Source organism: Saccharopolyspora spinosa NRRL 18395 (assembly GCF_000194155.1).
Taxonomy (GTDB): domain Bacteria; phylum Actinomycetota; class Actinomycetes; order Mycobacteriales; family Pseudonocardiaceae; genus Saccharopolyspora; species Saccharopolyspora spinosa.
In genome coordinates this window covers 2,626,102-2,653,097 of sequence record NZ_GL877878.1, presented here as the reverse complement: position 1 = coordinate 2,653,097, position 26,996 = coordinate 2,626,102, and the positions used below count along the sequence as shown (strand labels likewise).

At 69.5% G+C, this 26,996-nt stretch carries 19 protein-coding genes and 1 pseudogene; 11 read left to right on the top strand and 9 right to left on the bottom strand.

Translation table 11 applies throughout. The features are described 5' to 3' along the window. Positions 1-36 precede the first annotated feature (36 nt). The 3 genes from SSPN_RS0113270 to SSPN_RS0113260 all read right to left on the bottom strand — a co-directional run bounded on the left by SSPN_RS0113270 (position 37) and on the right by SSPN_RS0113260 (position 5,724). The gene (locus tag SSPN_RS0113270) at positions 37-876 is read right to left on the bottom strand and encodes an SWIM zinc finger family protein (protein WP_010695403.1); all 840 of its coding nucleotides are present in this window, start codon (positions 874-876) and stop codon (positions 37-39) included. After that, positions 869-3,859 (bottom strand): DEAD/DEAH box helicase, encoded by a 2,991-nt coding sequence (locus SSPN_RS0113265; RefSeq protein ID WP_010695396.1) that lies wholly within the window; start codon positions 3,857-3,859, stop codon positions 869-871. The genes SSPN_RS0113270 and SSPN_RS0113265 overlap by 8 nt, the downstream gene beginning before the upstream one ends. Positions 3,860-3,978: 119 nt before the next feature. Further along, complete coding sequence (locus SSPN_RS0113260; RefSeq protein WP_010695394.1) at positions 3,979-5,724, bottom strand: NAD+ synthase; 1,746 nt, start codon at positions 5,722-5,724, stop codon at positions 3,979-3,981. An 84-nt stretch (positions 5,725-5,808) separates the two neighbouring features. Between SSPN_RS0113260 and SSPN_RS0113255 the strand changes: the two genes are divergently transcribed. The 7 genes and pseudogenes from SSPN_RS0113255 to SSPN_RS0113220 all read left to right on the top strand — a co-directional run bounded on the left by SSPN_RS0113255 (position 5,809) and on the right by SSPN_RS0113220 (position 18,844). Further along, the gene (locus SSPN_RS0113255; RefSeq protein ID WP_010695392.1) at positions 5,809-7,392 is read left to right on the top strand and encodes an alpha/beta hydrolase; all 1,584 of its coding nucleotides are present in this window, start codon (positions 5,809-5,811) and stop codon (positions 7,390-7,392) included. A 150-nt stretch (positions 7,393-7,542) separates the two neighbouring features. Next, positions 7,543-8,897: pseudogene (gene glnA / locus SSPN_RS43665) on the top strand (type I glutamate--ammonia ligase). Positions 8,898-9,097: 200 nt separating this feature from the next. Then, a complete protein-coding gene (locus SSPN_RS0113245) occupies positions 9,098-12,790 on the top strand; it encodes an FkbM family methyltransferase (RefSeq protein WP_010695390.1) in 3,693 nt (1,230 codons plus the stop codon). Positions 12,791-13,377: 587 nt separating this feature from the next. Next, positions 13,378-14,130 carry a type 1 glutamine amidotransferase gene (locus tag SSPN_RS0113235; protein WP_010695388.1) on the top strand — a complete coding sequence of 251 codons (753 nt, stop codon included), beginning with the start codon at positions 13,378-13,380 and terminating at the stop codon, positions 14,128-14,130. 52 nt (positions 14,131-14,182) lie between these two features. Then, positions 14,183-17,224, top strand: a complete 3,042-nt coding sequence (locus tag SSPN_RS0113230; RefSeq protein ID WP_044572895.1) for a bifunctional [glutamine synthetase] adenylyltransferase/[glutamine synthetase]-adenylyl-L-tyrosine phosphorylase — start codon at positions 14,183-14,185, stop codon at positions 17,222-17,224. A gap of 22 nt (positions 17,225-17,246) precedes the next feature. After that, complete coding sequence (locus tag SSPN_RS0113225; protein WP_010695383.1) at positions 17,247-17,762, top strand: GNAT family N-acetyltransferase; 516 nt, start codon at positions 17,247-17,249, stop codon at positions 17,760-17,762. A gap of 221 nt (positions 17,763-17,983) precedes the next feature. Then, positions 17,984-18,844 (top strand): SMP-30/gluconolactonase/LRE family protein, encoded by an 861-nt coding sequence (locus SSPN_RS0113220; protein ID WP_010695381.1) that lies wholly within the window; start codon positions 17,984-17,986, stop codon positions 18,842-18,844. Positions 18,845-18,943: 99 nt separating this feature from the next. Here SSPN_RS0113220 and glnA (SSPN_RS0113215) read toward each other — a convergent pair whose 3' ends face one another. Then, positions 18,944-20,368, bottom strand: coding sequence for a type I glutamate--ammonia ligase (gene glnA / locus SSPN_RS0113215; RefSeq protein WP_010695379.1), 1,425 nt, complete (start codon positions 20,366-20,368; stop codon positions 18,944-18,946). A 218-nt stretch (positions 20,369-20,586) separates the two neighbouring features. Between glnA (SSPN_RS0113215) and SSPN_RS0113210 the strand changes: the two genes are divergently transcribed. Continuing rightward, on the top strand, positions 20,587-21,057 hold the full coding sequence (locus SSPN_RS0113210) for an RDD family protein (RefSeq protein WP_010695377.1): 471 nt from the start codon (positions 20,587-20,589) through the stop codon (positions 21,055-21,057). Between the two features lie 64 nt (positions 21,058-21,121). On the opposite strand, the gene SSPN_RS0113205 is transcribed toward SSPN_RS0113210, so the two are convergent. Both SSPN_RS0113205 and lipA read right to left on the bottom strand, forming a co-directional pair. Beyond that, positions 21,122-21,850 carry a DUF4191 domain-containing protein gene (locus SSPN_RS0113205; RefSeq protein ID WP_010695375.1) on the bottom strand — a complete coding sequence of 243 codons (729 nt, stop codon included), beginning with the start codon at positions 21,848-21,850 and terminating at the stop codon, positions 21,122-21,124. 156 nt (positions 21,851-22,006) lie between these two features. Then, positions 22,007-23,008 carry a lipoyl synthase gene (gene lipA / locus SSPN_RS0113200; RefSeq protein ID WP_010695373.1) on the bottom strand — a complete coding sequence of 334 codons (1,002 nt, stop codon included), beginning with the start codon at positions 23,006-23,008 and terminating at the stop codon, positions 22,007-22,009. Positions 23,009-23,108: 100 nt separating this feature from the next. Between lipA and SSPN_RS53690 the strand changes: the two genes are divergently transcribed. From SSPN_RS53690 to SSPN_RS0113190, 3 genes are all read left to right on the top strand, one after another. Continuing rightward, entirely contained in the window at positions 23,109-23,507 is a 399-nt protein-coding gene (locus tag SSPN_RS53690) for a hypothetical protein (protein WP_010695370.1), read from the top strand. Then, a complete protein-coding gene (locus tag SSPN_RS53685) occupies positions 23,486-23,905 on the top strand; it encodes a hypothetical protein (protein ID WP_085982073.1) in 420 nt (139 codons plus the stop codon). The genes SSPN_RS53690 and SSPN_RS53685 overlap by 22 nt, the downstream gene beginning before the upstream one ends. A 237-nt stretch (positions 23,906-24,142) precedes the next feature. Continuing rightward, on the top strand, positions 24,143-25,087 hold the full coding sequence (locus SSPN_RS0113190; protein WP_029535294.1) for an LLM class F420-dependent oxidoreductase: 945 nt from the start codon (positions 24,143-24,145) through the stop codon (positions 25,085-25,087). 26 nt (positions 25,088-25,113) lie between these two features. On the opposite strand, the gene SSPN_RS61570 is transcribed toward SSPN_RS0113190, so the two are convergent. From SSPN_RS61570 to SSPN_RS0113175, 3 genes are read right to left on the bottom strand one after another with little or no spacing between them, the layout of a single operon-like run. After that, positions 25,114-25,242: a hypothetical protein gene (locus SSPN_RS61570; protein WP_010695364.1), complete on the bottom strand. Its 129-nt coding sequence runs from the start codon at positions 25,240-25,242 to the stop codon at positions 25,114-25,116. Between the two features lie 25 nt (positions 25,243-25,267). Further along, entirely contained in the window at positions 25,268-26,014 is a 747-nt protein-coding gene (gene lipB / locus SSPN_RS0113180; protein WP_029535293.1) for a lipoyl(octanoyl) transferase LipB, read from the bottom strand. Between the two features lie 43 nt (positions 26,015-26,057). After that, positions 26,058-26,945: a TIGR01777 family oxidoreductase gene (locus SSPN_RS0113175; protein WP_010695360.1), complete on the bottom strand. Its 888-nt coding sequence runs from the start codon at positions 26,943-26,945 to the stop codon at positions 26,058-26,060. Positions 26,946-26,996: the final 51 nt, after the last annotated feature.

Genomic DNA, 26,996 nt, shown 5'->3' with positions numbered 1-26,996 from the left:
TTTCGGGGTTTGGAGTGAACGGCCTGTTTGTGCCGTCTATTGCGGTGGACGGTCCGTTCGCGCCATCGCCCGGTAGGCGGGGCGCAGGAACTCGACGGCGGATTCGCCCTGGATCTTCACCGGCAGCGGCTCGAGCTCGTCGAGCAGCGCGTCCGGCGGGGTCGGTTCCGGGGCGGGCGTGGCCGACGCCGCCGGGGATTCCGGGGCGGTCCAGAATGTTCCCAAGCATTCCGACAGCGGTGCGGCATCGTCGGGTTCCTCCGCCGCCGAGGCCGACACGTTGCCACGCAACGCCCGCAACCCGTCCAGCAGCTCCTCGCGCCCCCGGCCGCGCCAGGCGAGGATCTGGAACGGGTCCTCGTCGAAGGATTCGGCCAGCAGGTAGCAGGCCGCCGCCAGGTGCTTGCACGGGATTTCCCAGTCTGGGCAGGAACAATCCATCGTCAGTTCCCGCATCGTCGTCGGGAACAGTTGCAATCCGAGCTCGTCGAAGACCCGCTCGATGTCCGTCGGCATCTCCCCGGCCAGCAGCTTCGCCGCGTACAGCGCCTGCCCGGCCAGTGCCCGCTCGATCCGCTCCCAGTCGGCCGCGGGGAACGCCTTGATCGCGATCCGCGCCCGGTACGGCTCCGGGCGCGAACCCTGCACCAGCCCGATCGCCAGGCTGGTCGACAGCGTCAGGCTGAGCACCTGCCCGGCTCGCGCATAGCGCTTGCCGCGCTGCAGCCGGCCGCCCATGCCGAACGACTCCAGGACCTCGATGAACCGCCGCGACCACCAGGTCTGCGCGATTTCGCCGCGCTTGCTGCGCGCCTTGATGCCGCCCTCGACCCGGATCGGCTTCGCGGACGGGGGGAATCCGCGCCACTCATTCACCGATGGCCTCCGCTTCCAGGGAGACCAGGTCACGTAGCTCGCGGGTGGACAACTCGGTCAGCCAGTTCTCGCCGGAGCCGACCACCAGCTGAGCCAACGCCTTCTTGTCCTCGATCATCCGGTCGATCTTCTCCTCCAGGGTGCCGATGCAGGTCAGCTTGCGGACCTGCACGTCCCGGCGTTGGCCGATGCGGAACGCCCGGTCGGTGGCCTGGTCCTCGACCGCCGGGTTCCACCACCGGTCCAGGTGGATGACGTGGTTGGCGGCGGTGAGCGTCAGCCCGGTGCCGCCGGCCTTCAGCGACAGCAGGAAGATCGACGGCCCGTCCTCGGACTGGAACCGCCGGACCATCTCGTCGCGGGCCTTCTTCGTCGTGCCGCCGTGCAGGAACTGCACCTCGGTGTCGAACCGCGCCGACAGGTGCGGAACCAGCATCCCGCCGAACCCGGCGAATTGCGTGAAGCACAGTGCCTTGTCGCCGTCGGCCAGCACCGATTCGAGGATTTCTTCCAGCCGCAGCAACTTCCCGGACCGGCCGGGCAGCGGGGAGCCGTCGCCGAGCAGCTGCGCAGGGTGGTTGCACACCTGCTTCAGCTTGGACATCGTCGCCAGCACCAGCCCGCGGCGCTCCATGCCTTCGCTGTTGTCGATGCGCGCCAGCATGTCGTCGACGACCGCCTGGTAAAGCGAAGCCTGCTCGGCGGTGAGGTTGCACAGCTGCTTCATCTCGATCTTGTCCGGCAGATCGCTGATGATCGCCGGATCGGTCTTCACCCGGCGCAGCACGAAAGGACCGGTGATGCGCCGCAATCGGGCCGCCGCGTCGGTGTCGGCGTCGCGTTCCACCGGCACCGCGAACCGCGCGCGGAACGTGCTCAGCGAGCCCAGCACACCGGGATTCGCGAAGTCCATGATGGACCAGAGCTCGGCGAGCCGGTTCTCCACCGGCGTGCCGGTCAGCGCGATCCGCTGCCGGGCCGGCAGACCGCGCACCGCCTTCGCCTGGCGGGAGGCGCTGTTCTTGATGTTCTGCGCTTCGTCGAGCACTACCCGGTCCCAGCGGATCTCCCGCAGCACGGCGGAATCCCGCGCGGCCAGCGGATAGGTCGTGATGACCAGGTCGTGCCCGCCGACCTCTTCCATGAGGTCCTCACCGATGAGCCGACCGCCGCCGTGGTGGACGTGCACCTTCAGCGTTGGCGCGAACCGGGCCGCCTCCCGTTGCCAGTTGCCGACCACCGACATCGGGCAGATCAGCAGCGTCGGGGCGCGCGAACCGTGCGATCGGGCCAGCGCCTCCAACGCCAGCAGCTGCACGGTCTTGCCCAGACCCATGTCGTCGGCGAGGCATGCGCCCAGCCCCAGCCGGTCCAGGAACGCCAGCCAGGCCAGGCCGCGGCGCTGGTACGGGCGCAGCGTCGCGGTGAATCCCTCCGGCGGATCCACCGGCTCCAGGTACTGCTCGGCCTGCCCGGAGAGCAGATCCCCGAGCCACCCGTGCCCGCTGACCTCGACCACCGGCAGCGGCCGGTCGCCGTCCTCGGGGTGCACCCCGGCCTGCAGCAGCACTTCGCCGGCGGTCATCTGCCCGGTCCCGGAGCGCTCCAAATAGGCCAGTCCGGCGGCCAGCCGCTTGCGGTCGACCTGGACCCACTTGCCGCGCAGTCGAACCAGCGGAACCTTCGCGGCGGCAAGCTCCGCCAGCTCTGACTCGGTCAGCCGCTCGTTGCCGAGCGCGAGGTCCCAGCGGTAGTCGACCACGGCGTCCATGCCGAGCCCGGACTTCTTGGCCACCGTGCCCGCGGTGCCGGAACTGGTGGCTGTCAGCTTCAACCCGAGCTGCTGGGTGCGTCCCCACCAGGACGGCAGCAGCACCCCGAACCCGGCCTGGTCCAGCAGCGCCGCATGGGTGAGGAATTCGTACGCGCCGTCGGCGTCCAGGAACAACTCCGTGGGATGCGGTACGAGCAGCGCCGCATCGAGCGCCGGGAAGACCCGGCCCGCCTTCCCGAGGTCGGCGAGCAGCAACTCCTGCGGTTGCGCGACCCAGCGCTGCAGTACCCGGCTCTCCTCCCGCCACACCTCGTTCGCGGACACCAGAACGCTCGGGTCGTCCACGGCCTGCAGCATGAACTCCAGCCGCCAGTCCGCGTCGTCGCCCGCCGGTTCGTGCAGCCGGAAGCAGGTGCGCACGGGGCTCTCACCTGCGCCGCTGGCGCGCCAGGCGTCCAACTGCCCGGCCAGCTTCCGCGTCTTCTTGGGATCGCCGTCGAACCGCGGCTCGTGGGCCAGCGCGTTGAGCCACGCCGCGGCCGCGGTCCGGCCGCCGGGCATCTTGACGTCTGCGACCCGGGCGCGGGCGATGCCGTCGACCAGCGTGTCCAGCGCCGCGCGCAGGACCTCGGCGGGCGGGTCGCCGCGCTCGCAGCGGAAGGCCGGCGGCATGGATTCGCGCAGCGCCACGAACCGAGCCGAATCAGTGCCGGACAACGACGGCCGCCAGCGCGCCGTCGGCCGGTCCGCCTCGAAGACCAGCGAGGGCAGCACCCGCCCCTGCGACACCACCTGCTCGGCGAATCCGGCGACGCTGCGCAGGAAATGCGCGGATGCGCCCAACCGACATCCGGGCACGCCTTCATCGAGCAGGGCGATCACGGCTGCGGGGCTGCAAGACACGGCAGGTACCAGCCATTCGCGCAGCCGAAGCTTGCCGCGTGGCGCCGGCCCCGCGGTCAGCGGATCCCGCACCAGTTCGGGCGATGCGGCGGGAGCGGAGGGGTGGGAGGGCAGCTGGAGGCGTACGGAGTCGGCTTTCAGCTGCTCACCCGCCAGGGCGTCCCGAAGAGCCTCACCCGGCACGGCGAAGGGGTGCGACACGGGACCGCGCGGAGCACGCCCGGCCACGCGAGCCGGGAGCTCGGAATCTTCCGCCCACAGCACCAGACGCCCGTCCACAGCGCACAATCCGTGCACGGCCCACACGGCCGAACCTCCTTCGGTGGTCGCGCGCGAGTACTCAGACCACGACCACAGTTTCAATTGAAGCTGTGCTCAGGACCCAGGGGGTCCCAGTTTCAATTGAAACTGGGACCCGCCGCTCCTCACGGCGCGATCTCGCGCCACCGGTTGGTCAGCGGCAGCCGCCGGTCCCGGCCGAACGCCTTGAACGTGATCTTGGTACCCGGCGGGTACTGCCGACGCTTGTACTCGGCGCGGTCCACCATCTGCAGCACCCGCTCGACCAGCGTGGCGTCGAACCCGTCCGCGATCAGGTCCGCGTAACTGCGGTCGCCCTCCACGTAGCCGTCCAGCACCACGTCCAGGACGTCGTACTCCGGCAGCGAATCCTGGTCCACCTGGTCCGGCCGCAGCTCCGCCGATGGAGCCTTGGTGATCGAGTTCTCCGGGATCGGCGGCACCTCGCCGCGTTTCTCCGCATCGGCGTTGCGCCATTTCGCCAGCTTCCACACCAGCGTCTTCGGCACGTCCTTGATCGGCGCGAACGCGCCCACCGCGTCGCCGTAGATCGTCGAGTACCCCACTGCCAGCTCGGTCTTGTTCCCAGTGGCCAGCACCAGGTGCCCGCGCTGGTTCGACAACGCCATCAGCAGCACGCCCCGGGCGCGGGCCTGCACGTTCTCCTCGGCCAGCCCGGTCAGCTCCAGCTGCCGCACGTACACGTCGACCATGTCAGCGATCGGGTGAACCTCGAAGTGGCAACCGATCCGCCGCGCCAGCTCAGCGGCGTCCGACCGCGAGTGCTCCGACGAGTAGTTCGACGGCATCGACACGCCGTGCACCGCGTCCGCGCCGAGCGCGTCGGCAGCCAGCGCGGCACACACCGCCGAGTCGATGCCGCCGGAGAGGCCGAAAGTCACCGACCGGAACCCATTCTTCTGCACGTAGTCGCGCAGCCCGGTGACCAGCGCCGACCACACCTCGGCCACGTCGTCCAGCGGCTCCGCCGGTGGCAGCGCGGACACCGGCTCGTAGCGCGGCTGCGGCTCCGGCTGCAGCACGATCCGCTGCACGTCGAAGGCGGGCAGCCGCATCGGGCCCGGCTCGGCGGTCACCGTGGTCGAGGTGTGCCCACCCGCGGTCAGGTCCATGTCCAGCACCACCAGGTGCTCGGTGAACTGTGGTGCTCGTGCGAGGATCTCGCCGTCCGGCGTGGCAACCGTGGAGTCGCCGTCGAAGACCAGCTCGTCCTGCGCGCCGACCAGGTTCACGTAAGCCATCGGCGCACCCGCCTCGGCGGCCCGCCGGATGACGAGCGGGGTGCGCACGTCGTCCTTGGCGCGCTCGTACGGCGAACCGTTGATGCACACCACGAGATCGACGCCGACCTCGCCCAACGCAGCCACCGGGCCGCCGTTTTGCCAGATGTCCTCGCAGATGACCACCCCGACATCCAAGCCGTGCAACCGCACGATCGGCAGGTCGAAGCCCGGCGCGAAGTAGCGCGCCTCGTCGAACACGCCGTAGTTCGGCAGGTGGTGCTTGTGGTAGGTCGTGACGACCTCGCCGCCGTAGAGCAGCGACGCGGAGTTGCGCGGGCCTGCGTCGTCGCGGCCGAGGTGCCCGACCACGACCAGTGCGTCACCGCAGCCGTTGTCCTGCAATCGCCGCGCCAGCGCGTCCAGCTCGGCGAGGTTCGCGGCGGCGAACGACTTGCGCAGCGCGAGGTCCTCGACCGGATAGCCGGAGAGCACCATCTCCGGGAAGGCCACGAGGTGAGCGCCGTCCTGTACGGCGCGGCGGGTCCAGTCCAGGATCATCGAACTGTTGCCGGCGACGTCGCCGACGCATGCGTTTACCTGTGCGAGTGCGATGCGCAGCTGGGGCATGCACCCATCTTCGCGCACACCACAGGCGTACGTCGTTTCTGCCCGGCGTGAGCCGCGCCTCTCCGCTCGTGTCACGATTCGTGAGTGACCCGTCTACTGACCGTGCTGTTCGCGGTGGCCCTGCTGGGCGCGACCGCGTGCAGCGCGCCGACGCGAGAGGCGGCGCCGCTGCAGCCGCACACCGAGCACAAGGGCCCGGTCGGGCCGGTTCCAGCAGGTCTGGAGCGGTTCTACGGGCAAGCGCTGGCCTGGGGGCCGTGCGGACCGTACGCGACGACCGACAGCGATCGCGATGCGTACCAGAAGGCAGGCCTGGAATGCGCGCGCCTGGAGGTCCCGATGGACTACGCCGACCCCCAGGGGCAGACGATCACCCTCGGGCTCCTCCGCAAACCGGTGACCGACCCGGTACAGCGGATCGGTTCGCTGGTGGTGAACCCGGGTGGCCCGGGCGCATCCGGCATGAGCACGGCCGCGAGCCTCGCCTCGTCGGTCTCGGACAGCGCGCTGGGCCAGCGGTTCGACCTCGTCGGCTTCGACCCGCGCGGAGTCGGCGCCTCCGAACCAGCCGTGCACTGCCTGACCGGCCCGGAACGCGACGCCGAGCGGCTGGACTCCGACGCGGACACCTCGCCCGCCGGGGTCGCTCAGACCGAGCAGGAAGAACGCGACCACGTGGCGAAGTGCTCGGAGCGCACCGGCCTCAAGATGCTGGCCAACGTCGGCACCCGCGAGGTCGCCAGGGACATGGACGTGCTGCGTTCGGCGCTCGGCGACGAGAAGCTGAACTACCTCGGCTACTCCTACGGCACCCTGATCGGCGCGGAGTACGCGGAGACCTTCCCCACCAACGTGCGGACGATGGTGCTCGACGGCGCGATCGACCCCGGGCAGTCCACGGTCGACCAGCTGGTCGCCCAAGGCGCCGGTTTCCAACGCGCCTTCAACGACTTCGCGGCCTGGTGCGCCAAGCGCCAGCGGTGCGCACTGGGCACCGACCCTTCGCACGCGGTCGTCGCGTTCCAACAGCTCACTCGCCCGTTGGTGGACCACCCGGCCCCGGCGGGCGACAGCCGCGAACTGTCGTACAAGGACGCCTCCATCGCAGCGATCCAGGCGTTGTACACGCCCAGCCTCTGGGAGAACCTGGACAGCGGGCTGGCCGAGCTCCGGCAGGGCAGTGGCCGCACGCTGCTGGCCCTCGCCGACAACTACTACAACCGCGACGGCGGCGGCCAGTACAGCAACACCAGCGACGCGTTCGACGCTGTGCACTGCGTCGACGACCAGCGCGTCGAGGACCCGAACATCGTCCGCGAGGCGGACCGCCGCTACCGCGAGGCGGCGCCGTTCCTGGACAGCGGGCACCCGCCGAGCGCGGCGCGGGATAAGTGCGCGTTCTGGCCGGTCCCGGTCACGGGCGAGACCACCGAACCGGAGGTGGGCGCGCTGCCGCCGATCCTGGTCATCTCCACCACCGGCGACCCCGCCACGCCCTACCAGGCCGGGGTGCGGCTCGCGCAGGCCCTGCACGGCCGCCTGCTGACCTTCGAGGGCACCCAGCACACGGTCTTCCTGCAGGGCGTCTCCTGCGTGGACGACGCGACCACGAAGTACCTGGTGGACCTGACGCTCCCGCCCGAAGGCAAACGCTGCACCGCGAGCTGAACACCACCAGGTGAAGGGCACCTCCGAGCTTCCCACCCGTCGCCCGGCGGTGCCCTCCCGCGTTCATCCGGTGGGGGAGTCCAGGTCCGGGTGGTGCCGGCTTCATGGACCAGTTACGCAGTTGGTCGGTGGAACTCTTAGGCTGCGTGCATGAACCGCCAGCAGGAGTTCGTGCTCCGCACCTTGGAGGAACGTGACATCCGCTTCGTGCGGCTGTGGTTCACCGACGTCCTTGGCATGCTCAAGTCGGTGGCGATCTCGCCCGCCGAACTCGAAGGCGCCTTCGCCGAAGGCATCGGGTTCGACGGCTCGGCCATCGAGGGCTTCGCCCGGGTCTACGAATCGGACATGGTCGCCAAGCCGGACCCCGCCACCTTCCAGGTGCTGCCCTGGGAGACCCCCGACGGCGAGCACTACTCGGCACGGATGCTTTGCGACATCCACATGCCCGACGGCTCGCCCTGCTGGGCCGACCCGCGGCACGTGCTGCGCCGCACCCTGGCCCGCGCCACCGAGTCCGGCTTCACCTGCTACGTGCACCCCGAGATCGAGTTCTTCCTGCTTTGGGGTGCCGCACTTCCGGCGCAACGCCATCGAGCGAGCCGGTGCCCGCCGACTCCGGCGGCTACTTCGACCAGGCCAGTCACGACGCGGCGCCGCACTTCCGGCGCAACGCCATCGAGACCCTGGAGGCGATGGGGATCTCGGTGGAGTTCAGCCACCACGAGGGCGCCCCCGGCCAGCAGGAGATCGACCTGCGCTACGCCGACGCGCTGACTATGGCCGACAACGTGATGACGTTCCGGTACGTGGTCAAGGAGGTCGCGATCACGCAGGGCGTGCGCGCCTCGTTCATGCCGAAGCCGTTCAGCGCGCAGCCCGGCTCGGGCATGCACACCCACTTCAGCCTGTTCGAGGGCGACCAGAACGCCTTCTACCACCCGGAGAACCCGTTCGAGCTGTCCGATATCGGCCGGGCGTTCGTGGCCGGGATCCTGCATCATGCCCGCGAGATCAGCGCCGTGACGAACCAGTGGGTGAACTCCTACAAGCGGCTGGTCGTCGGCGGCGAGGCCCCGACCGCGGTCTGCTGGGGCCACGCAAACCGGTCCGCCCTGGTCCGGGTGCCGATGTACTCGCCGGGCAAGGCCTCGTCCCGCCGAGTCGAGGTCCGAAACCTCGACTCGGCCTGCAACCCGTACTTGGCGTACGCGGTGATCCTCGCGGCCGGGCTGCGCGGTGTGCAGAAGGGCTACGAGCTGCCGCCTGCCACCGAGGACGACGTGTGGGGCCTGACGGAGCGGGAGCGGAAGGCAGCCGGCTACGCCAACCTGCCGCAGAACCTCAACGAGGCGCTGTCCGAGATGGAGTCCTCCGAGCTGGTCGCGGAAACCCTCGGCGAGCACGTGTTCGACTTCTTCCTGCGCAACAAGCGCGAGGAGTGGAACGCCTACCGGAGCCACGTCACCCCGTACGAGCTCCGCACCCTCATGCCGATGCTCTGAGCCCGGGCGTTCGGCCTGGTCAGGCCCCGTGAGCACGTTGGGGCGCTGCCGCGTCTCAACGTGCTCGCGGCCGTTGACGTGCGAAAACACCCGCCCAGTCCGCATCGATCGGGGTCGGGGGGCTAAGGCGGCACGTCCCGGCCCGCGCACTCATGGGGTTGGGCGTGTCGCTGTGGCGCGTGGAGCGATAGGTTTCGCCCGTGACTGATTCGCAGGCGCAGCCCGAACCCGTGGCAGCCGGGAGTTCCGACGGCGAGGCCGCCGCGGAATCCACCTTGCAGTCCGGCGTGCTGGCGCAATCGGCCAAGCTGTTCGGCGAGCCGGAGTGGCCGGCGGAAACCCCGGAAAACCTCGGTGCCCGCACCCTGCTCGGCTGCACGCTCGCGTGCCGCAACCAGCTCCCGGCCGCCCGCGTCTTACGCGAAACGTTCCGCCGCCACCACCCGAACGCGCAGTTCGCGCTGCTCGTGGTCGACCTGCCCGGCGCGGCCCGTTCGGAGCCGGACGGCCTGACCTTCGCCGACATCGGGCTCGACGAGCAGGAGTACGCCCGGCTGGCGATGGGCTGCACCGCGGAGCAGTTGCGCAACGTGCTGCGCCCCAGGTTCCTGCAGCACCTGCTGAAGTCCGGCTCGACGGTGCTGTACTTCGAACCGGCTGTGCAGATCTTCGGCCGCTTCGACGACCTCGTCGCGGGCCTGACCCACGAGCGCCCGGTCGCCCTGGTGCCGCGGGTGCTGCGCCCGCTGGCCGTGGACGGCCTGCGCCCGAGCCCCTCCGACCTCGCCGAATCGGGCACCTTCGACGCCAGCGCGTTCGCCGTCCGCCCGGGCGCCGAGCAGCTCCTCGCCACGTGGGTGGAGCAGCTGCGCGCCGACCCCGGCGCGGCGACGCCGGTGCTGGACGGGGCGCCCGCGCTGGTCGATCACCAAGTGATCCGCGACCCCGGTGTGGGGCTGTCGGTGTGGAACGCGGCCCAGCGCGAGCTGGTGGTGGCGGGCGACGGTCGGCACACGGTGGACGGCGCCGCGCTGCGCAGTGTCCATTTCGACGGCTTCCAACCGCAGCGGCCCTGGCTGCTGTCCACGGACTACGCCGACCGGCCGCGGATACTGCTCTCCGAGAACCCGGCGTTCGCCGGGCTGTGCGCGGGCTACCGGAACGCGCTGGTCGGAGCCGGATACACCCGCGAACAGCCGCACCCGTTCGACGTCCTGCCCGACGGCATCGTGCTGCCCGAGACGCTGCGACGCGAGTACCTCGACGCCTGGCTCGCGGATGGAGAACCACCGCCGAGCCCCTTCGAACCGGATGGCCCGCTGGCGGAGTTCCGGGAGTGGTCGTGCGTCCCGGCCGACGGCAGGCAACGCGCGGCCGGCGGCTCCCGCTGGACCGCGGCCGTGTGGGCGGATGACCCGATCCTGCAGTGCGACTACCCGGACCCGTTCGGCAGCAATGCTGAGGCCTTCCACGAGTGGTGCGTCGGCGTCGGCGTGGCCAGCGGCCGAGTCCCCGCCGAGGCGGTGCACCGCAGGATCGACAACCGGGCGGCCCTTGTCGATCAGCTCGGTGTCGCGGTGCTCGGCGACGGGCAACTCGCAGAGCTGATGCGCACCGCCGTGGGAGCGTCCGGGCTGCCCTCGGCCGATACCGCGTACTACCCGGTCGTCCTGCGCTGCGAACCGGGCCTGTCGGTGCCCGCAGGCAGGTACGTGATCGACATCCACACCGGCACCCCCGACACCGTCGACGTGGCGGAGACCTGGGCGTTGTCGGAGAGCGGCCGCGCCGCAGCCCGCCGGAGCGGCACGAAGACACGGGTCGTCGCGCTGCCCGCACCGGAGCGCAGCCGGGTCGATTTGCCGACCAGGAAGGGCGCACGGGCCAGGTTCGGGCTGTCCGACGAGTTCGTGTTCGGAACGTTCGTGGACCACGCGGCCGAGCGCGGGGACAACGCGCTGGGCGTGGTCAGCGCGTTCCTGGCGGCATTCCCGGGACGCGATGAGGTGCGCCTGCTCGTCGGCGTCGTCGGTGCGGTCGAGCACCCGGAGGCCGCCGAGCGCCTGCGCTTGGCGACCGCGACGGATCACCGCATCCTGCTGGTCGAAGAGGACCTCGACATCAATCCGCTGCTGTCCGCATCGGACGGCTTCGTGTCGCTGCACCGCGGCGAAGCCGGTGATGGCCACGTCCTGCGGCTACTCGAAGTGGCGGCGCACGGAGTTCCGGTGATCGCGGGGGAGCACGGCGCGGTCGCCGAGTTCTTCGGCGACGAAGCGGCACGCCTCGTGCCCTGCACGGGGCCTGGCGAACCGGACATCGACTCGGCCGCAGAACTCCTGCGGGCCGCTGCCGACGACCCGGAAGGCACGGCGGCTTTCGGCGCAGCAGCGAGGGAGAACCTGCTTGCGGCGCACACCGTCGCGCGGGCGGGCGCGCGCCTGCGCGAGCGCGTCGAGCAGGCCTACCGGAACTGGCGCACGAAGTGGTCGCGGGACAGCCACGGCCAGTTCGACGACCCGCTGCGCCCGCTGCTGGTGGCACGTCACGCGTTGCACCGGACGCCGGAGGTGGGGGCGAGCAGCCGGAACTCGATGGCACCGGCGCTGCGCAAGGCCGTCCTCAAAGCGCTGAGCCACTACGACGAGCACATCCGCGACGTGATGCGCTCGCTGGTCGACGGCGTCGAGCAGACCGCCTCCGAACTGCTCCGCCGCCAGTACGAGGCGGACGGCGAAGGCGACCTGGAGGCGATGCGGGCGGAACTCGTCCAGCTGATCCGCCGCCAGGACCAGCTCGGTGCCCAGCTGCTGGGCACCGACGACGGCATGGTCCGAGCCCGGGCGGACCTGGCCGAACAGCACCGCAGGCTCCTGAAGCTCGAAGACGGCGGGGTCGGCGATCAACGGGTGGACGCCCTGGCGGAACGCCTGGATAGCCTGACCGGAGCTGTCGAGCGAATCCTCGACCGAATGGACTCCCTGGAGCAAAGCCAGGGAAGTGATCGCGGGGTTGAGGCGGGCCTGCGCGCAGCGTCCCTCGATGCCGCGAACGCCTTGCAGCGCACCGACGTCCTGCAACGCATCCTGCTGAGGGAGCACGAGCGCAACACCGGTGGTGGGGACGGCACGACGACGCCCGTGCTCTGCGATGCCGGACTGCTGCGACTGCCGGCGGACGACAGCTTCATGCTCCCGTGGCTGTCGTCGCACCCCAACTGGGACGTCGACGTGTCGACGCTGATCGACTCCTTGCTAGAACCTGACGGCGTATTCATGGATGTCGGTGCCTACGTGGGCTACCAGACCGTGCGCGTCCTGAACAGGCTGGGCAACACCGGCGCGGTCGTCGCGGTCGAACCGTGCCCGCGAAGCGGCGCACTGCTCAAGCACAACGTGGAAGTCAACGTGCCCGCTGCATGGGGCCACCGGCTCGTGGTGGTGGAAGGCGCGGCGTGGGACGGGTCCTGTCAATTAGCAGCCGAATCGTCGCTCGCAGGTGGGCTGTCGGTCAGCCCTGCGGATGGCGGGAAAGCGCCGTCCGTGCGCGGAGTCCGGCTCGACCGCGAGCTGGAGAACCACGACGCGCTGCAAAGCCTGAAGCTCTCGGTCGTGCACGTGGACGTGGGCGGGCGTGTGCATCGGGTGCTCGGTGGCCTGGTCCGGCTCCTGCGCCGCGACCGTCCTTCGATCGTGTGCTCTTTCACACCGGATGCGATCCGGCAGCTGGGTGACGATCCGGCGGCGGCGCTGAGGGAGTTCGGCACGTGGGGTTACGACCTGGTCCCGATCGGCCGAACCCATGCGGTCACCGCCTCTGACCTGCTGGAAGCGATCGACGCGGCGGGTTCGGCGAGCACCGTGAAGCTCTGGCTGCGGCCGAAGCAGAAGTGACCCAAGATCCCCCGAAGGAGCGCCGTCAAGAGTTTGACCAGGCGATTTGACTTTCACGTAGGGTGTGCGTAACTTTCCCTTCGCCGCATGGAAAGCCGGACGAAACAGGACACAAGAGCCTGACGAGGACGGCCTGGGGAGCGCCCCGGAGATCGGAAACGAACTCCGCGGAGCGCACACCAACCGGGGCACGCGGTTTGACACCGCGAAGTGCACCGGGTAACGTAAAGCGGTCGCCAAGTAGACGTCAAGGCTACGAGGCGCGTTGATAACTCAAGCAACGGGCTCGATCTTCGGAGCGATCAGCGCGGGGTTGACCCCCCTGAAAACGCCGAAATGAGCGCCTGCTACAGTTACCGACACAAGAAAGCGAAGAGGAAATGCTCCCCCGGTAGCTAAGCTCCCCAGCGCTGATGGTACTGCACTCGACAGGGTGTGGGAGAGTAAGACACCGCCGACACACTATTTGAAGGGGCCCCTTCTTCCATTCCGGAAGAAGGGGCCCCTTCCCATTTCCAAGGCGATCCGTCGGGTCGGCCTGCAGAAGTCGGTGGGCGTTCGGATTGCCGGCACGTACCCTCACAGGCATGGGTGGTGTGCGGATTCTCGTTGTCCAGCCGTCGAAGTTGGATTCCCCGGGCGAGCTCGGCGAATGGCTTCTCGCCGCGGGTGCGGAACTCGACGTTGTGCTTCCGTCGGAGCAGCAGCTCCCGGACGGCTTCGACGGCCATCAGGGCGTGGTCGTGCTCGGCAGTGAAATCGGTGCGTACGACGACGCGGAACACCCTTGGCTGGCTGGCGTTCGCGCGTTGCTGAGCAAGGCCGTGGGCGAGCGAGTTCCGGTGTTGGCGATCTGCTTGGGCGCGCAGTTGCTCGCCGCCGCTACCGGTGGCCAGGTTCGAGCCGCTCGGAAGGGGCCGGAGGTCGGCACCCTGTTGGTGGCGAAGCGGGATGCCGCGGCCGAGGATCCGCTACTCGGCCCAGCGCCGCTGACGCCTGACGTGTTGCAGTTCCACACCGACGAGATCACGGCCCTGCCGCCGTCTGCGCGGCTGCTCGCTTCCTCGCCAAAGTGCGACAACCAGGCCTTCCGGGTCGGGGACTGCGCGTACGGATTGCAGTTCCACATCGAGACCACCCCGGAAATGGTGTTGGAGTGGGCCAGGTTGTCGCCGGATGTCGCCGCCGCAGCCCGTCCGGGGCAGCTGGAACCCGAGCACCTGCGGGAGTTCCATGCCGATCTCGCCGAGACGTGGCAGCCGGTCGCCGAACGCTTCGTGCGGATGGTCGCCACTCCCCCGGAGGAGCGCAGTACCAGCAGGTTCTTGCCCCTGGCGTGATTGTCGTCAGGTTGGGTCTTCACCGGCATCGGATGCGGACTACGGTTCGGACATGGCGAACAGCAACTCGTCCCGATCGGGTTCGGTGCCGTCCACCGCGCGTTACGGGTTCAGCGACGCGTCACGTGCCGAGGCCCAGCTGAGGCGAGTCGGCTGGTGGTCGGATGCCGGCCCGGCGCAAGCGGAGCCGATCGTCGCCGCGCTTTCCCGCGCACCGGATCCGGATCTCGCGCTGCTCGCCATCGACCGCTTCCAGGAGTTCGCAGGCCCTGCCTGGACGGAGTTGTCGCAGGCACTCGCGGACGACGTGGGGCTGCGCGGGCGCTTGTTCGGTGTGCTCGGCGATTCCACGGCGTTCGCCGATCACCTGGTGGCGAATCCGGCGGACTGGCGTCGGCTGCGGTCGGATGCCGTCCAGCCGAGCACCCTGGAGGAGCGCACTTCGGTGCTGCTGGCTTCGGTCGGAGCGGACGGCGACGGGGTGCCGGGCACACCGGGAGGCCCGGTTGCGGAGCTGCGCGGACCCGACGCGGTTAGCGCTCTGCGGAGCACCTACCGGGGGTTGTTGCTGGACGTCGCCGGCAACGACATGGCTAGCGTTGCGGAGCCGTCGTTGCCGACGATGTCGTATGAGGGCGTTGCTGCCGACCTGTCCGACGTGGCGGTCGCGGCGCTGCGGGCGGCGCTGGCGGTCGCCGTCGCGGAGCTGAAGCGGTCCGGCGTGGACGAGGTGCCGGTCCTCGCGGTGATAGCGATGGGCAAGTGCGGTGGGCAGGAGCTGAATTACGTCAGCGACGTCGACGTCGTGTTCGTCGCCGACAGCGAGTCGGACATCCCGGCCGCGACACGGTTGGCCAGCCTCATGATGCGTGTGGCGAGCCCAGCGTTCTTCGAGGTCGATGCAGCGCTGCGCCCGGAGGGCAAGGCCGGGGCCTTGGTGCGGACGCTTGATGGCCACCTCAGCTACTACCGGCGGTGGGCCCGAACCTGGGAGTTCCAGGCGTTGTTGAAGGCGCGCCCGGTGGCCGGGGACGAGGAGCTCGGTGCCCGCTACCTCGAAGCGGTGCAGCCGCTGGTGTGGACCGCTGCGGAGCGCGAGGGTTTCGTCTCGGATGTGCGGTCGATGCGGCGGCGGGTCGAGGACCACGTTCCGTCGGAGTTGGTCGAGCGCGAGCTGAAGCTCGGCCGCGGGGGCTTGCGGGACGTCGAGTTCGCCGTGCAGTTGCTGCAAATGGTGCACGGTCGCAGCGACGACTCGCTCCGTTCGAAGTCCACATTGGATGCTTTGCTGGCGTTGGGCGAGGGCGGATACGTGGCCCGCACCGACGCCGCAGACCTGGTGGACTCCTACCGCTTCCTGCGCACCGTGGAGCACCGGCTACAGCTGCGACAGCTGCGCCGCACCCATCTGTTCCCGCCCTTCGACGACACCGACGCGCTGACCGTGCTCGCCCGCGCGGTCGGCCTTCGCTCCAGCGGCCGGAACACCGCGGCACAGGCTTTGGTCGCGGAGTTCCGCAGGCACGGCAACAGGGTTCGCCGCCTGCACGAGAAGCTCTTCTACCGCCCGCTGCTGGAAGCGGTCGCGAAGGTCCCCACCGCGGCACTGCGGTTGACCACCTCGGCCGCCGTCGAGCGACTGGCCGCGCTCGGCTACACCTCCCCGGAAGGGGCGTTGCGGCACATCGGGGCGTTGACGTCCGGGGTGTCGCGGCGGGCCAGCATCCAGGGCACTTTGCTGCCGATGTTGTTGGATCTGCTGGCGAACACGCCGGATCCCGATGGCGGGCTGCTCGCCTACCGCAAGGTGTCGGAGGCGTTGGCCGAAACCCCTTGGTACCTGCGGTTGCTGCGGGACGAGGGCGTGGTCGCCGAACGGCTGGCCCAGCTGCTGGGCACTTCGAAACTGGTTCCGGAATTGCTGGTGCGGGCGCCGGAAGTGCTGCGACTGCTTTCGGATACCGCAGCACTCGCCGAGCGCGATCCGATGGAGGCAGCAGCATCGTTGCGCAGCGCGGTGGCGCGGTACTCGGAGCCGCAGCGGGCGGTATCCGCGGCGCGTTCATTGCGGCGGCACGAACTGCTGCGCATCGCTTGCGGTGACCTGCTCGGCCTAATGGAACCGACCACCGTTTTCCGGGCGCTGTCGAACATCTGGGTCGCAGTGCTGGAATCCGCGTTGGACGTGTCCATGCGGGACGTGGCCAGCCGGTCGGAAGACGAGATCCCGGCGCGGATCGCCGTGATCGGGATGGGACGCCTGGGCGGTGCCGAGCTGGGTTATGGCTCCGATGCCGACGTGATGTTCGTGTGTGAACCCATCGACGGGGCCGACGAGCGGGCTGCCGTCCGGTTCGCCACTTCCGTCGTCGAGCAGGTTCGCCGGTTGCTCGGTGCACCGAGCCAGGATCCGCCGTTGGAGGTCGACATCGACCTGCGGCCGGAGGGGCGGCAGGGCGCGCTGGTGCGGACCCTGGACTCCTACCAGGCGTACTACCGGCGTTGGGGCGAGGCATGGGAGGCGCAAGCCCTGCTGCGGGCGCGGGTCGTTGCGGGCGATCACGACCTGGGGCAGCGGTTCTGCCGCGCCATCGACCCGATCCGCTATCCGGAGGGCGGGCTGGACGAGGCAAAGGTCCGGGAGATCCGCCGGATCAAGGCGAGGGTCGATTCAGAGCGGTTGCCGCGGGGGGCCGATCCCGCCACCCACACCAAGCTCGGGCGCGGTGGCCTGGCCGACGTGGAGTGGACGCTTCAGTTGCTTCAGTTGCAGCATGCGCACGAGTTCGCCGAACTTCGAACCACATCGACGGTGGACGGGTTAGGCGCCGCAGCCTCGGTCGGTGTGCTGGAGGCCAGTGATACCGATGAGCTCGTCGAGGCGTGGACGCTGGCGATGCGCGTGCGCAACGCGGTGATGCTGGTGCGCGGCAAGCCCGATGACCAGCTTCCCAAGCACATCCGGGAATTGAGCGCGGTGGCGGCGGCGTTGGGCTATCCGGCCGGAGTGGACGCCGGTGAGGTCGTCGACGACTACTTGCGGGTGACGCGGCGCGCTCGCACCGTCGTGGAACGGGTCTTCTATGGTTCCTGATCGTTGCGCCAAGGGTGGTGTCATGCCCGATGAGTTGCGCCAGGCCGAAGAGACCGACCATCCTCGGATTGTGGCGGCGATCGAGTCGTGGTGGACGGATTCCAGAAGTCCGGCCGCAGCCCGCGAATTGTCCTTGTTGGCGCCACGGTTGTTCTTGCAGCATTTCTCCGGTACGAGCCTCGTGACCGAGCGGGGTGGTGAAATGGCGGGATTCCTGATCGGATTTCTGTCCGCCGACCGCCCCGAGGACGCCTACATCCACTTCGTCGGTGTCGATCCGGCGCTGCGCCGGGGCGGGCTCGCGCGCCGGTTGTACGCCGAATTCTTCGATACCGCGTCCTGCGCCGGGCGCAGCCGGGTCCGCTGCATCACCTCCCCGGCCAACACCGGTTCTATCGCGTTTCACCGGCGCATGGGGTTCGAGCTCGTTCCCGGCGACACCGAAATTGACGGGATTCCGGTGCACCGCGATTACGACGGGCGCGGGCACGACCGGGTTTGCTTCGTCCGGGAAATCTCGCCCTCTTCCGGTAGCTGACCGGACGACATATGCAATGTGGACTATTCGGCCACGCCGGCAGATTGTTCGATTGCGTGAATCGGCGGTAATCGAATAGTCCGGATGACGTATCGCGGCGCAACGCGATCCGGCATCCTCATTGGACTTTTTCGGGAAACCCGGTCGGCGGTCCCGAATTGCCGAATTCGCCAGTAGCCTCGGCGACCAGGGCAGGCGTGGTTCGGAATGGGGGACTGTCGATGTCCGAGGACTTCGAGCTGCTCGTCGACCGGCAGGCGCTGTGCGGGACGGGCCTGCTGTGGATGTCGGCGCTCAATTGCGTGCATTGGGTGGACTTGCTGCGCCGCGAATTGCACACCTATCACCGGGATTCCGGTGTCGACGAAGTGCGGGTGCTACCGGGCGCGGTGACGGCGCTGGGTGCTACTCGGCACGGGCAGTTGATCGCTGCCGCGGGGAACGGTTTCGCACGGGTGTACCTGGGGCGTGCCGCGCTGGAGCCGGTCGTGCAGGTGCGCAACGGCGACCGGATGAGCGTCGGTGCCTGCGACCCGGCCGGGCGATTCGTGGCCGGAACCCTGACGCACGCCCGCGACCTGCGCGCAAGCGCGCTGTACGTGCTCGACGGCGACCGGGCGCGGTTGCTGGTCGAGGGGGTGACCGGAGTCGGCGGCCTGGCGTGGAGCCCGGACGGTACCCGGATGTACCTGGTCGACACGCGCACCATCTGGGTCTACGACTACGACGTGGACGGCGCGCGGGCGGTGTCCGGGCGGCAGTGGGTGGTGTGCGCGGAGTCCGAGGGCAGCCCGGAGGGCATCGCGGTGGACGCCGAGGGATGCGTGTGGGTGGCGATGCACTGGACCGGGCGGATCCACCGGTACGCGCCCAGCGGGGACCTCGAAACCGTGCTGTGGGCACCGACCCGGCGGATCACCAGCCTCGCCTTCGGTGGTTCGCGGCTGGAGGAGATGTACGTGACTTCGGCGTGCTTCGGCTACGACGAACTCGGGCTGCGCGACGACCCCTACGCGGGCGCGCTGCTGCGTTTCAAGCCCGGCACCGCTGGCGTGCAACTCCCGCCCTGGCAGGGAATCTGACCCCGGTCGCTAATAACAGCGGTTGCTACGGCTCGGTGGGCGAAGCGAAGCGGGGTGGGGACCGAAGTCCCCACCCCGCTCGACCGGGCTGTCAGTCGATCACACGTCGAAGTACAGCGAGAACTCGTGCGGGTGCGGACGCAGGCGGATCGGGTCGATCTCGTCCTCCCGCTTCAGGCTGATCCAGGTCTCGATCAGGTCGGGGGTGAACACGCCACCCTCCAGCAGGAAGTCGTGGTCGGCTTCCAGGTTGTCGATGACCTTGGCCAGGCTGTCCGGCACCTGCGGGACGTTCTTTGCCTCTTCCGGCGGGAGCTCGTAGAGGTCCTTGTCGATCGGCTCGGCCGGCTCGATCTTGTTCTTGATGCCGTCCAGGCCGGCCATCATCATCGCGGCGAACGCCAGGTACGGGTTGCCGGACGGGTCCGGGCAGCGGAACTCGACGCGCTTGGCCTTGGGGTTCGCACCGGTGATCGGGATCCGCATGCAGGCCGAGCGGTTGCGCTGCGAGTACACCAAGTTCACCGGGGCCTCGTAGCCCGGCACTAGGCGGTGGTAGGAGTTCACCGTCGGGTTGGTGAAGGCCAGCAGGCTCGGCGCGTGGTGCAGGATGCCGCCGATGTAGTAGCGCGCCATGTCCGACAGGCCGGCGTAGCCCGACTCGTCGTAGAACAGCGGGCTGCCGTCCTTCCACAGCGACATGTGGCTGTGCATGCCGGAACCGTTGTCACCGAACAGCGGCTTGGGCATGAACGTCACGGTCTTGCCGTGCTGCCAGGCGGTGTTCTTGATGACGTACTTGAACAGCTGCAAGTCGTCCGCCGCGTGCAGCAGGGTGTTGAACTTGTAGTTGATCTCGGCTTGGCCGCCGGTACCGACCTCGTGGTGCGCCCGCTCGATGGTGAAGCCCGAGCCGATCAGCTGCTTGACCATCTGGTCGCGCAGGTCCGCGAAGTGGTCGTACGGGGAGACCGGGAAGTAGCCGCCCTTCAGCCGGGTCTTGTAGCCCCGGTTGCCGCCCTCCTCGTCGCGGCCGGTGTTCCACCAGCCCTCGATCGAGTCGACCTCGGCGAAGCTCTTGTTGGGGGCCTCGCCGAACTTGACCGAGTCGAAGATGTAGAACTCGGCCTCGGCGCCGAAGAACGCGGTGTCGGCGATGCCGGACTCGTTCAGGTACTGCTCGGCCTTGCGCGCGATGTTGCGCGGGTCGCGGCTGTACGGCTCCAGCGTGAACGGGTCGTGCACGAAGAAGTTGAGGATCAACGTCTTCTCCGCGCGGAACGGGTCCAGCCGGGCGGTGTAGGGGTCCGGAAGCAGCAGCATGTCCGACTCGTGGATCGACTGGAAGCCGCGCACGGACGAGCCGTCGAAGGCCAGTCCCTCGGTGAATGCATCCTGGTCGAACGCGGTGGCGGGCACCGTGAAGTGCTGCATCACGCCCGGTAGGTCGCAGAACCGGACATCTACGAACTTCACGTCCTCATCGGCGATGAAGCGCAGGACCTCGTCAGGATTCTTGAACAACCTCGGTGGCTCCTTCACGCACTCGTACAGCTCACCGACGCAACGCCAAAGGTTCCACCGCCGGCTCGTAGTCCACGTTATGTTAGGGGTGTTGCCCTGTCGTCACCTGAATGTTTCGTGGGCGTTAACTGCCGCCCGTTTGGGTGGTCGGGGTTGCGCGCACCGGCCGAGCGTGATGCTCCGCTGGCCGTATGGCAGGGGCACGTACCCTGGATGACGTGCGAAGAGTCATCGGTTCGTGGCTGGACGGCCCGAAGAGCGCATTCAACCACGCGCGCGAGCAGGCCGCCGAGGCGCGGCCCGACTGGCGCGGCGAGAAGCTGGGCCTGCCCAAGGACGGCCCGGGTTCGGCGGCGCCGCCGGGCAAGCGCCTGCTGGCGTTCGTCGTCGACATCCTGCTGGCGGCGTTGATCACCGCCGCGTTCACCGCGCCGGAGTTCCCGGGCGACTGGAGCCTGCTGACCTGGTTCCTGATCACCGTCATCCCGGTGAGCTTCTTCGGCTTCACACCGGGTATGGCGATGATGCGGATCTGGGTCGCCCGGATCGACGGCGCGGGGATGGTTGGGCCGCTGCGCGCGGTGCTGCGCTGCGGGCTGACGCTGCTGGTCATCCCGGCGGTGATGTGGAACTTCGACGGCCGCTCCTGGCACGACCGCGCGAGCAAGACCATCGTTATCCGGCGCTGAGGACGACTGCGGACGAAGAACGCGGGCCCGGGTTGCGCACCCGGGCCCGCGTTCTTCGTCTTGGTTACTTCGCGCGGCGGACGGAGCGTTGCACGTTCCGCATCTTGGCGCCCTGCGGCATGGGGCCCTTGGGGAGCGAGTTGCCGCGGCTGGCCAGCGCCGCGAGCCGGTTCTCGATCGCGTCGACCTGGCCCGGGCCGATGTTGCGCGGCAGCTTCATGATGCGCTGCTGCAGCTTGCTCAGCGGCACCTGGTCCTTCTCGTTGCCGACGGTGATCTCGTAGATCGGCGTCTCCCCGATCAGGCGGGAGACGCGCTTCTTCTCCTGCGCCATCAGCGACTTGACCCGGTGCGAGGCACCCTCTCCGACCAGCACGACCCCGGGCCGCCCGATCAGCCGGTGCACGGCGTCGAGCTGGGCGGTGCCAGCCACGGCCTGGTTCAGCACCCAGCGGCCGCGGAGGTTGTCCAGGGCCCACCCGGCGGCACCGGGCTGGCCGTCGGCCTTGCGGTAGACGGTCGCCTGCACCCGTCGACCGAAGATGATCACTGCGGCCAGCAGGCCGAAGGCCAGGCCGACCGGGAGGAACACCCAGTGCATACCCCAGATCATGCCCAGCAGGAACACCACGACTGTCACGCCGAGGAACGCCCCGAGCATCAGCGGGAGGAGCAGCTTGTCCTCCCGGCGTTGCATCTTGAACGCCTCGAAGATCTGCTTGATGCGGCCCAGGGTTGCCTGGCGCCTTGCTTTGGCCGCCGCTTTCTTGGCGGTCTTGTCCTGCTTGGCCATGTTTTTCAGGATACGGCGCGGCCTCTACCAGGTGCAGGTGCGGTCCGGGATGCGTGACCGACCCGTGAATTCCGCCCCGAAAACGCGGTCGAGCGAAGCGCGAGGGGCGCCCTCGACCGAGCAACTCGATCGACGGCGCCCCTCACTCGGAGAGCATCAGCGGGAGAGCAGGCTGGTGGCCTCTTGGGCGGCGGTGCCGGCTTTGGCCAGGTGGGCCAGGTTGTCCGGCAGCGGCATACCGCGGTGCACCGTGGCCTTGGCGTACAGGCGGCCGGCGCGGTAGCTGGAGCGCACCAGCGGGCCCGCCATCACGCCGGGGAAGCCGATTTCCTCGGCGGCCTTGGTGTGCTCCACGAACTCCTCCGGCTTGACCCACCGGTCCACCGGGTGGTGCCGCGGGCTGGGCCGCAGGTATTGGGTGATGGTGATGATGTCGCAGCCCGCGTCGTGCAGGTCCTGCAGCGCGGGGCGGACCTCCTCCGGGGTCTCGCCCATGCCCAGGATCAGGTTCGACTTCGTCACCAGGCCCGCCTCGCGGGCCTCGGTGATCACCTTCAGCGACCGCTCGTAGCGGAAGCCCGGCCGGATCCGGCGGAACACGCTCGGCACCGTCTCCAGGTTGTGCGCGAGCACCTCCGGTCGGGAGCTGAAGACCTCGGCCAGCTGGTCCGGCTTGGCGTTGAAGTCCGGGATGAGCAACTCAACCCCGGTACCGGGGTTGAGTGCGTGGATCTGCCGGACCGTCTCCGCGTACAGCCACGCGCCGCCGTCGGGCAGGTCATCGCGGGCGACGCCGGTGACGGTCGAGTAGCGCAGGCCCATCGCCTGCACCGACTCGGCGACACGGCGCGGCTCCTCAACGTCCAGCTCGGCCGGCTTTCCGGTGTCGATCTGGCAGAAGTCGCAGCGACGCGTGCACTGGTCGCCACCGATGAGGAACGTGGCCTCCCGGTCCTCCCAGCACTCGAAGATGTTGGGGCACCCCGCCTCTTCGCAGACGGTGTGCAGGCCCTCGCGGCGAACGAGGCCCTTCAGCTCCGTGTATTCGGGTCCCATCCGTGCGCGGGTCTTGATCCACGACGGCTTCTTCTCGATCGGTGTCTGGCTGTTGCGGGCCTCCAGCCGCAGCAGCTTCCGACCCTCCGGCGCGACAGTCACGACGACAGGCTACGCCCCTGATCCCAGCGGTCCGAAATGGTGAGAAGCGGTGCGGATTTGCCCAGTGGTAGCCCGGTCGGGGGAGGCATACTGCACAGCCGTGTCGAAAGAATCTTGGTCGGTCCACCTCCGTTGGGCGCCGTGGTTCCGGGTCGTCCGGTTGCGCCTCGCCAGGGACCGCTGGCCGCGGCTGAGCGAGGGGCCGATCTCGGTGGTGCTCCGGTTCGCCTGGCTGCTGCTGCTCGTGCCGGTGCTGCTGGGTTGCTGGCTGGAACTGCTGGTGGTCCTGTTGCTGCTGCCGTTCGTTCTGGTGGGCCGGGTGATGGGGCTGGGGTGGTGGTTGGAGATCCGCACCCGGGGCTGCCGGGCGGGGGTCGTTCGGGTCGGCAGCCTGGCCGCGGCCCGCCGAGTGCGCCGGGCGCTGCGCGAGCACCTGGGCACCCATCCTGGGGTGGCCGATGCGCGGTGGAGGTCAGCGTGCGGCGGTGGCGGCTGGTGACGCACCAGCTCAGCCCGTACGGGCGTCGGCGCTGGTTCCTCTGGCGCCGACGGCTTTCGTTCGCGACAGCCGTGGACAGCTTGCCCAGCGGGCTCGGCGACGACCCGATCTCGGCGATCATCGCCATCCCGTTCCTGCTGTTGTTCGCCGTGCTGTTCACCGGGGCGATGCTGGAGCTGCTGGCGGAGATCGCGTTGCTGCCGCTCGTGTTCCTGCTCAAGCTCTGCCACCTGCTGCCGTGGCCGGTGGAGCTCGTGCGGCAGGGCTCCGCGGAGTTGCAGGCGGAGGTGCGCGGCATGTTCGCCTCCGTGCGTGCCCGGCGTGAGCTGACCGCCGGGCACGCGCTCCAGTTGCCGCTGCCCAGCCTGGTCCGGCGGGTGCCGCAGCCCGTCAGCTGAGCTCGTGACCTCTGGTTCGGGCGTTTTTGCTGGTCAATGCCGGTGAGTGCGTCGCGGTGCTATGGCACCCGGAAGTGCTCACGAGTGCTGCTGCGGGGTGATGCGCACCAGCTGCGGGAATGCGCGGTCGACGCGGCCTCGGCATCGGCGAGTGCGTGGACCGGGTCCGTAACGGGTTACGACCCGCTTCGGCGGGCCGTCGGCACAGCCCGGACCCTGCTACTAGCCTCGGGGACCGTGCGCGAATACTTCAAGTTACGGATCTTCACGGAGCCCCAGCAGGGCGCGACCTACGACGACTTGCTGCGCGTGGCCAAGCACGCGGAGGCGACCGGCTACGACGCGTTCTTCCGCTCCGACCACTACCTGAGGATGGGGTCGGTGTCGGGCGAGCCCGGCCCGACCGACGCCTGGGTGACGCTGGCCGGGTTGGCCCGCGAGACCAGCCGGGTGCGGCTGGGCACCCTGATGACGGCGGGCACGTTCCGGCTGCCCGGGCCGTTGGCGATCGCGGTCGCGCAGGTCGACCAGATGTCTGGCGGGCGCGTCGAACTCGGCCTCGGCACCGGCTGGTACGAGGCGGAGCACACCGCCTACGGCATCCCGTTCCCGTCGCTGAAGGAGCGGTTCGACCGCTACGCCGAGCAGTTGGAGATCATCACCGGGCTGTGGGGCACCCCGGCCGGTGAGCACTTCCGGTACGACGGCGAGCACTACCAGCTGGTGGATTCGCCGGCGCTGCCCAAGCCGGTGCAGCAGCCCCGGCCGCCGCTGCTGATCGGAGGGCAGGGCAAGAAGCGGACGCCGGAGCTTGCCGCTCGCTTCGCCGACGAGTTCAACCTGCCGTTCGTCGACGTGGACACGGCCGCGAAGCAGTTCGAGCGGGTCGCCGAGGCGTGCACCGCGATCGGTCGGCCGCACCAGGAGATCGTGCGGTCCGCGGCTCTTGTGCTGTGCGTCGGCAAGAGCGACGCGGAACTCACGCGCCGGGCCGATGCCATCGGCCGGGACGTCGAGGAGCTGCGTCTCAACGGTTTGGCCGGGACGCCGGACGAGGTCGTCGCCAAGATCGGGACGTGGCGGGAGCTCACCGGCATCACCCGCCTCTACCTCCAGGTCCTCGACCTCTCCGACCTGGACCACCTCGACTTGGTCGCCGCCGAGGTGGCGCCCCAGCTCTGACCTTCGCGGCGGAACGGCGTCCAGGCTCACACCCCCCGACGGGGGGGTTCTGCCGCGATGCGCAGTGCGGCCTCGCCGAGGCGGTTGCGCAGGAAGTCGGGGGCCGCGCCGTCGCTGAACATGATCATGGCCGAGGCCACGTCGTCGAGCGTCACCGGTGGGTCGGGGTCCGCCGCCCGATCAGCGCAGGCTCGGGTCCAGCGAGAGCGTCACCCCGGCGGCGCTCGGCTGCTCGCGCGGGATGTTGCGCTCGCTGACCGGCAACTCGCCCTCAAGCGCGTCCAGCACGCCCTGCTGGACCAGCGGCATCGCCTCGGCGATGGTGACCGTCCGACCGATCTCCGCGGTCAGCGAAGTGGTGCCCACGTCCCTGATGCCGCACGGCACGATCCGGTCGAAGTGGCTGAGGTCGGCGTTGCAGTTCAGCTCCAGCCCGTGCATCGTGATGCCCCGCTGCACCCGGATGCCGATCGCGGCGATCTTGCGCTCCGGAAGTCCGTCCGCGGCGGATAGCCAGACGCCGCTGCGTCCCTCGACGCGGCCCGCCTCCAGCCCGAACTGGTCGCACACCCAGATCAGCGCCTGCTCCAGGCGGCGGACGTAGTCGACGACGTCGATCGGGTCGGCCAGTTTCAGAATCGGGTAGCCGACGATCTGCCCCGGGCCGTGCCAGGTGATCTTGCCGCCGCGGTCGACGTCGATGACCGGCGTCCCGTCCGTCGGCCGGTCCTCCGGCGAGGTGCGCTTGCCCGCCGTGTAGACCGACGGGTGCTCCAGCAGCAGCAGGGTGTCCGGGTTCTGCTCCTCGGCGCGGCCGGTGGCCAGCTCGCGCTGCAGGTCCCAGGCGGAGAGGTAATCGATGGTTCCCAGGTCGCGCACGGCCATCGGATCGGCGGATGCGCGGCAGGTAGTATTGGCACGACTCACGCGGCCAGGCTACGCCCCGGGCCCAGCGACAACGGCCCAAGGCTCACTCCGAGACGGCCGCCGCCAGCGCCGCCCCGATCGACGGGTGCTGGAAGGTGAACCCCTGCGCCTCCAGGACTGTCGGCACCGCGCGTTGGCCCCCGAGGATCTGGTCGGCGAGCTCCCCGAGGACGATCCGGAGCGCGAAGCCCGGCACGATCCACGGCGCGGGTCGGCCCAGCGCCTCGCCTAGTGCGCGGGTGAACTCCGCGTTGGTGACCGGTGCTGGCCCGGTCAGGTTCACCGGACCGGAAACCTCGGGCCGCTCCAGCACGAACCGGATCGCGGCGACCTCGTCGTCCAGCGAGATCCACGGGAAGTACTGGCTGCCGTCGCCGAGCCGGCCACCGAGCAGCAGCGAGAACAGCGGCCGGAGCTGCCCGAGCAGCCCACCGGACGGGGCGAGCACCAGCCCGCTGCGCAGCAGCACCACCCGGGCACCGGCCCGCGCGGCCGCGCCGGTGGCAGCCTCCCATTGGCGGCATAGGTCGGCCAGGAAGTCCGTGCCTGGAGCGGAGGTCTCGGTCACCGGTTTCGGGCCGCTGTCGCCGTAGAAACCCACCGCAGACCCGTTCGCAAGCACCGGGACGCCCTTCGCGGCGACGGCCTCGGCGAGCACCTGCGTCGGCCGCACCCGGGAATGCACGAGCAGCCGCTTGCGCTCCGGCGTCCACCGCTTGTCGCCGATGCCGGCTCCGCAGAGGTTCACGACCGCGTCGGCACCGTCCAGCGCATCCGCGTCGAGCTGCCCGGTCTCCGGATCCCAGCCCCGCTCGTCGGGGGCTTGGGGGAGGCGGCGGACCAGCCGGACCACGTCGTGCCCGGCCTGCCGCAACCCGACGACCAGGGACGTGCCGATCAAACCGGACGAACCGGCGACAACCACGTGCATGCCCGGCATCGTCCCGCACCGGTCGGCGCGGTGCTAGCGGTCTGGAGCCGG

Bases quoted from the DNA above. Each gene is read 5' to 3' on its own strand.
- SSPN_RS0113260 (WP_010695394.1), bottom strand. From the start codon at position 5,724: ATGCCCCAGCTGCGCATCGCACTCGCACAGGTAAACGCATGCGTCGGC.
- SSPN_RS0113175 (WP_010695360.1), bottom strand. From the start codon at position 26,945: ATGCACGTGGTTGTCGCCGGTTCGTCCGGTTTGATCGGCACGTCCCTG.
- SSPN_RS0113220 (WP_010695381.1), top strand. From the start codon at position 17,984: ATGTCCGAGGACTTCGAGCTGCTCGTCGACCGGCAGGCGCTGTGCGGG.
- SSPN_RS0113230 (WP_044572895.1), top strand. From the start codon at position 14,183: ATGGCGAACAGCAACTCGTCCCGATCGGGTTCGGTGCCGTCCACCGCG.
- SSPN_RS0113225 (WP_010695383.1), top strand. From the start codon at position 17,247: ATGCCCGATGAGTTGCGCCAGGCCGAAGAGACCGACCATCCTCGGATT.
- SSPN_RS0113205 (WP_010695375.1), bottom strand. From the start codon at position 21,850: ATGGCCAAGCAGGACAAGACCGCCAAGAAAGCGGCGGCCAAAGCAAGG.
- SSPN_RS0113235 (WP_010695388.1), top strand. From the start codon at position 13,378: ATGGGTGGTGTGCGGATTCTCGTTGTCCAGCCGTCGAAGTTGGATTCC.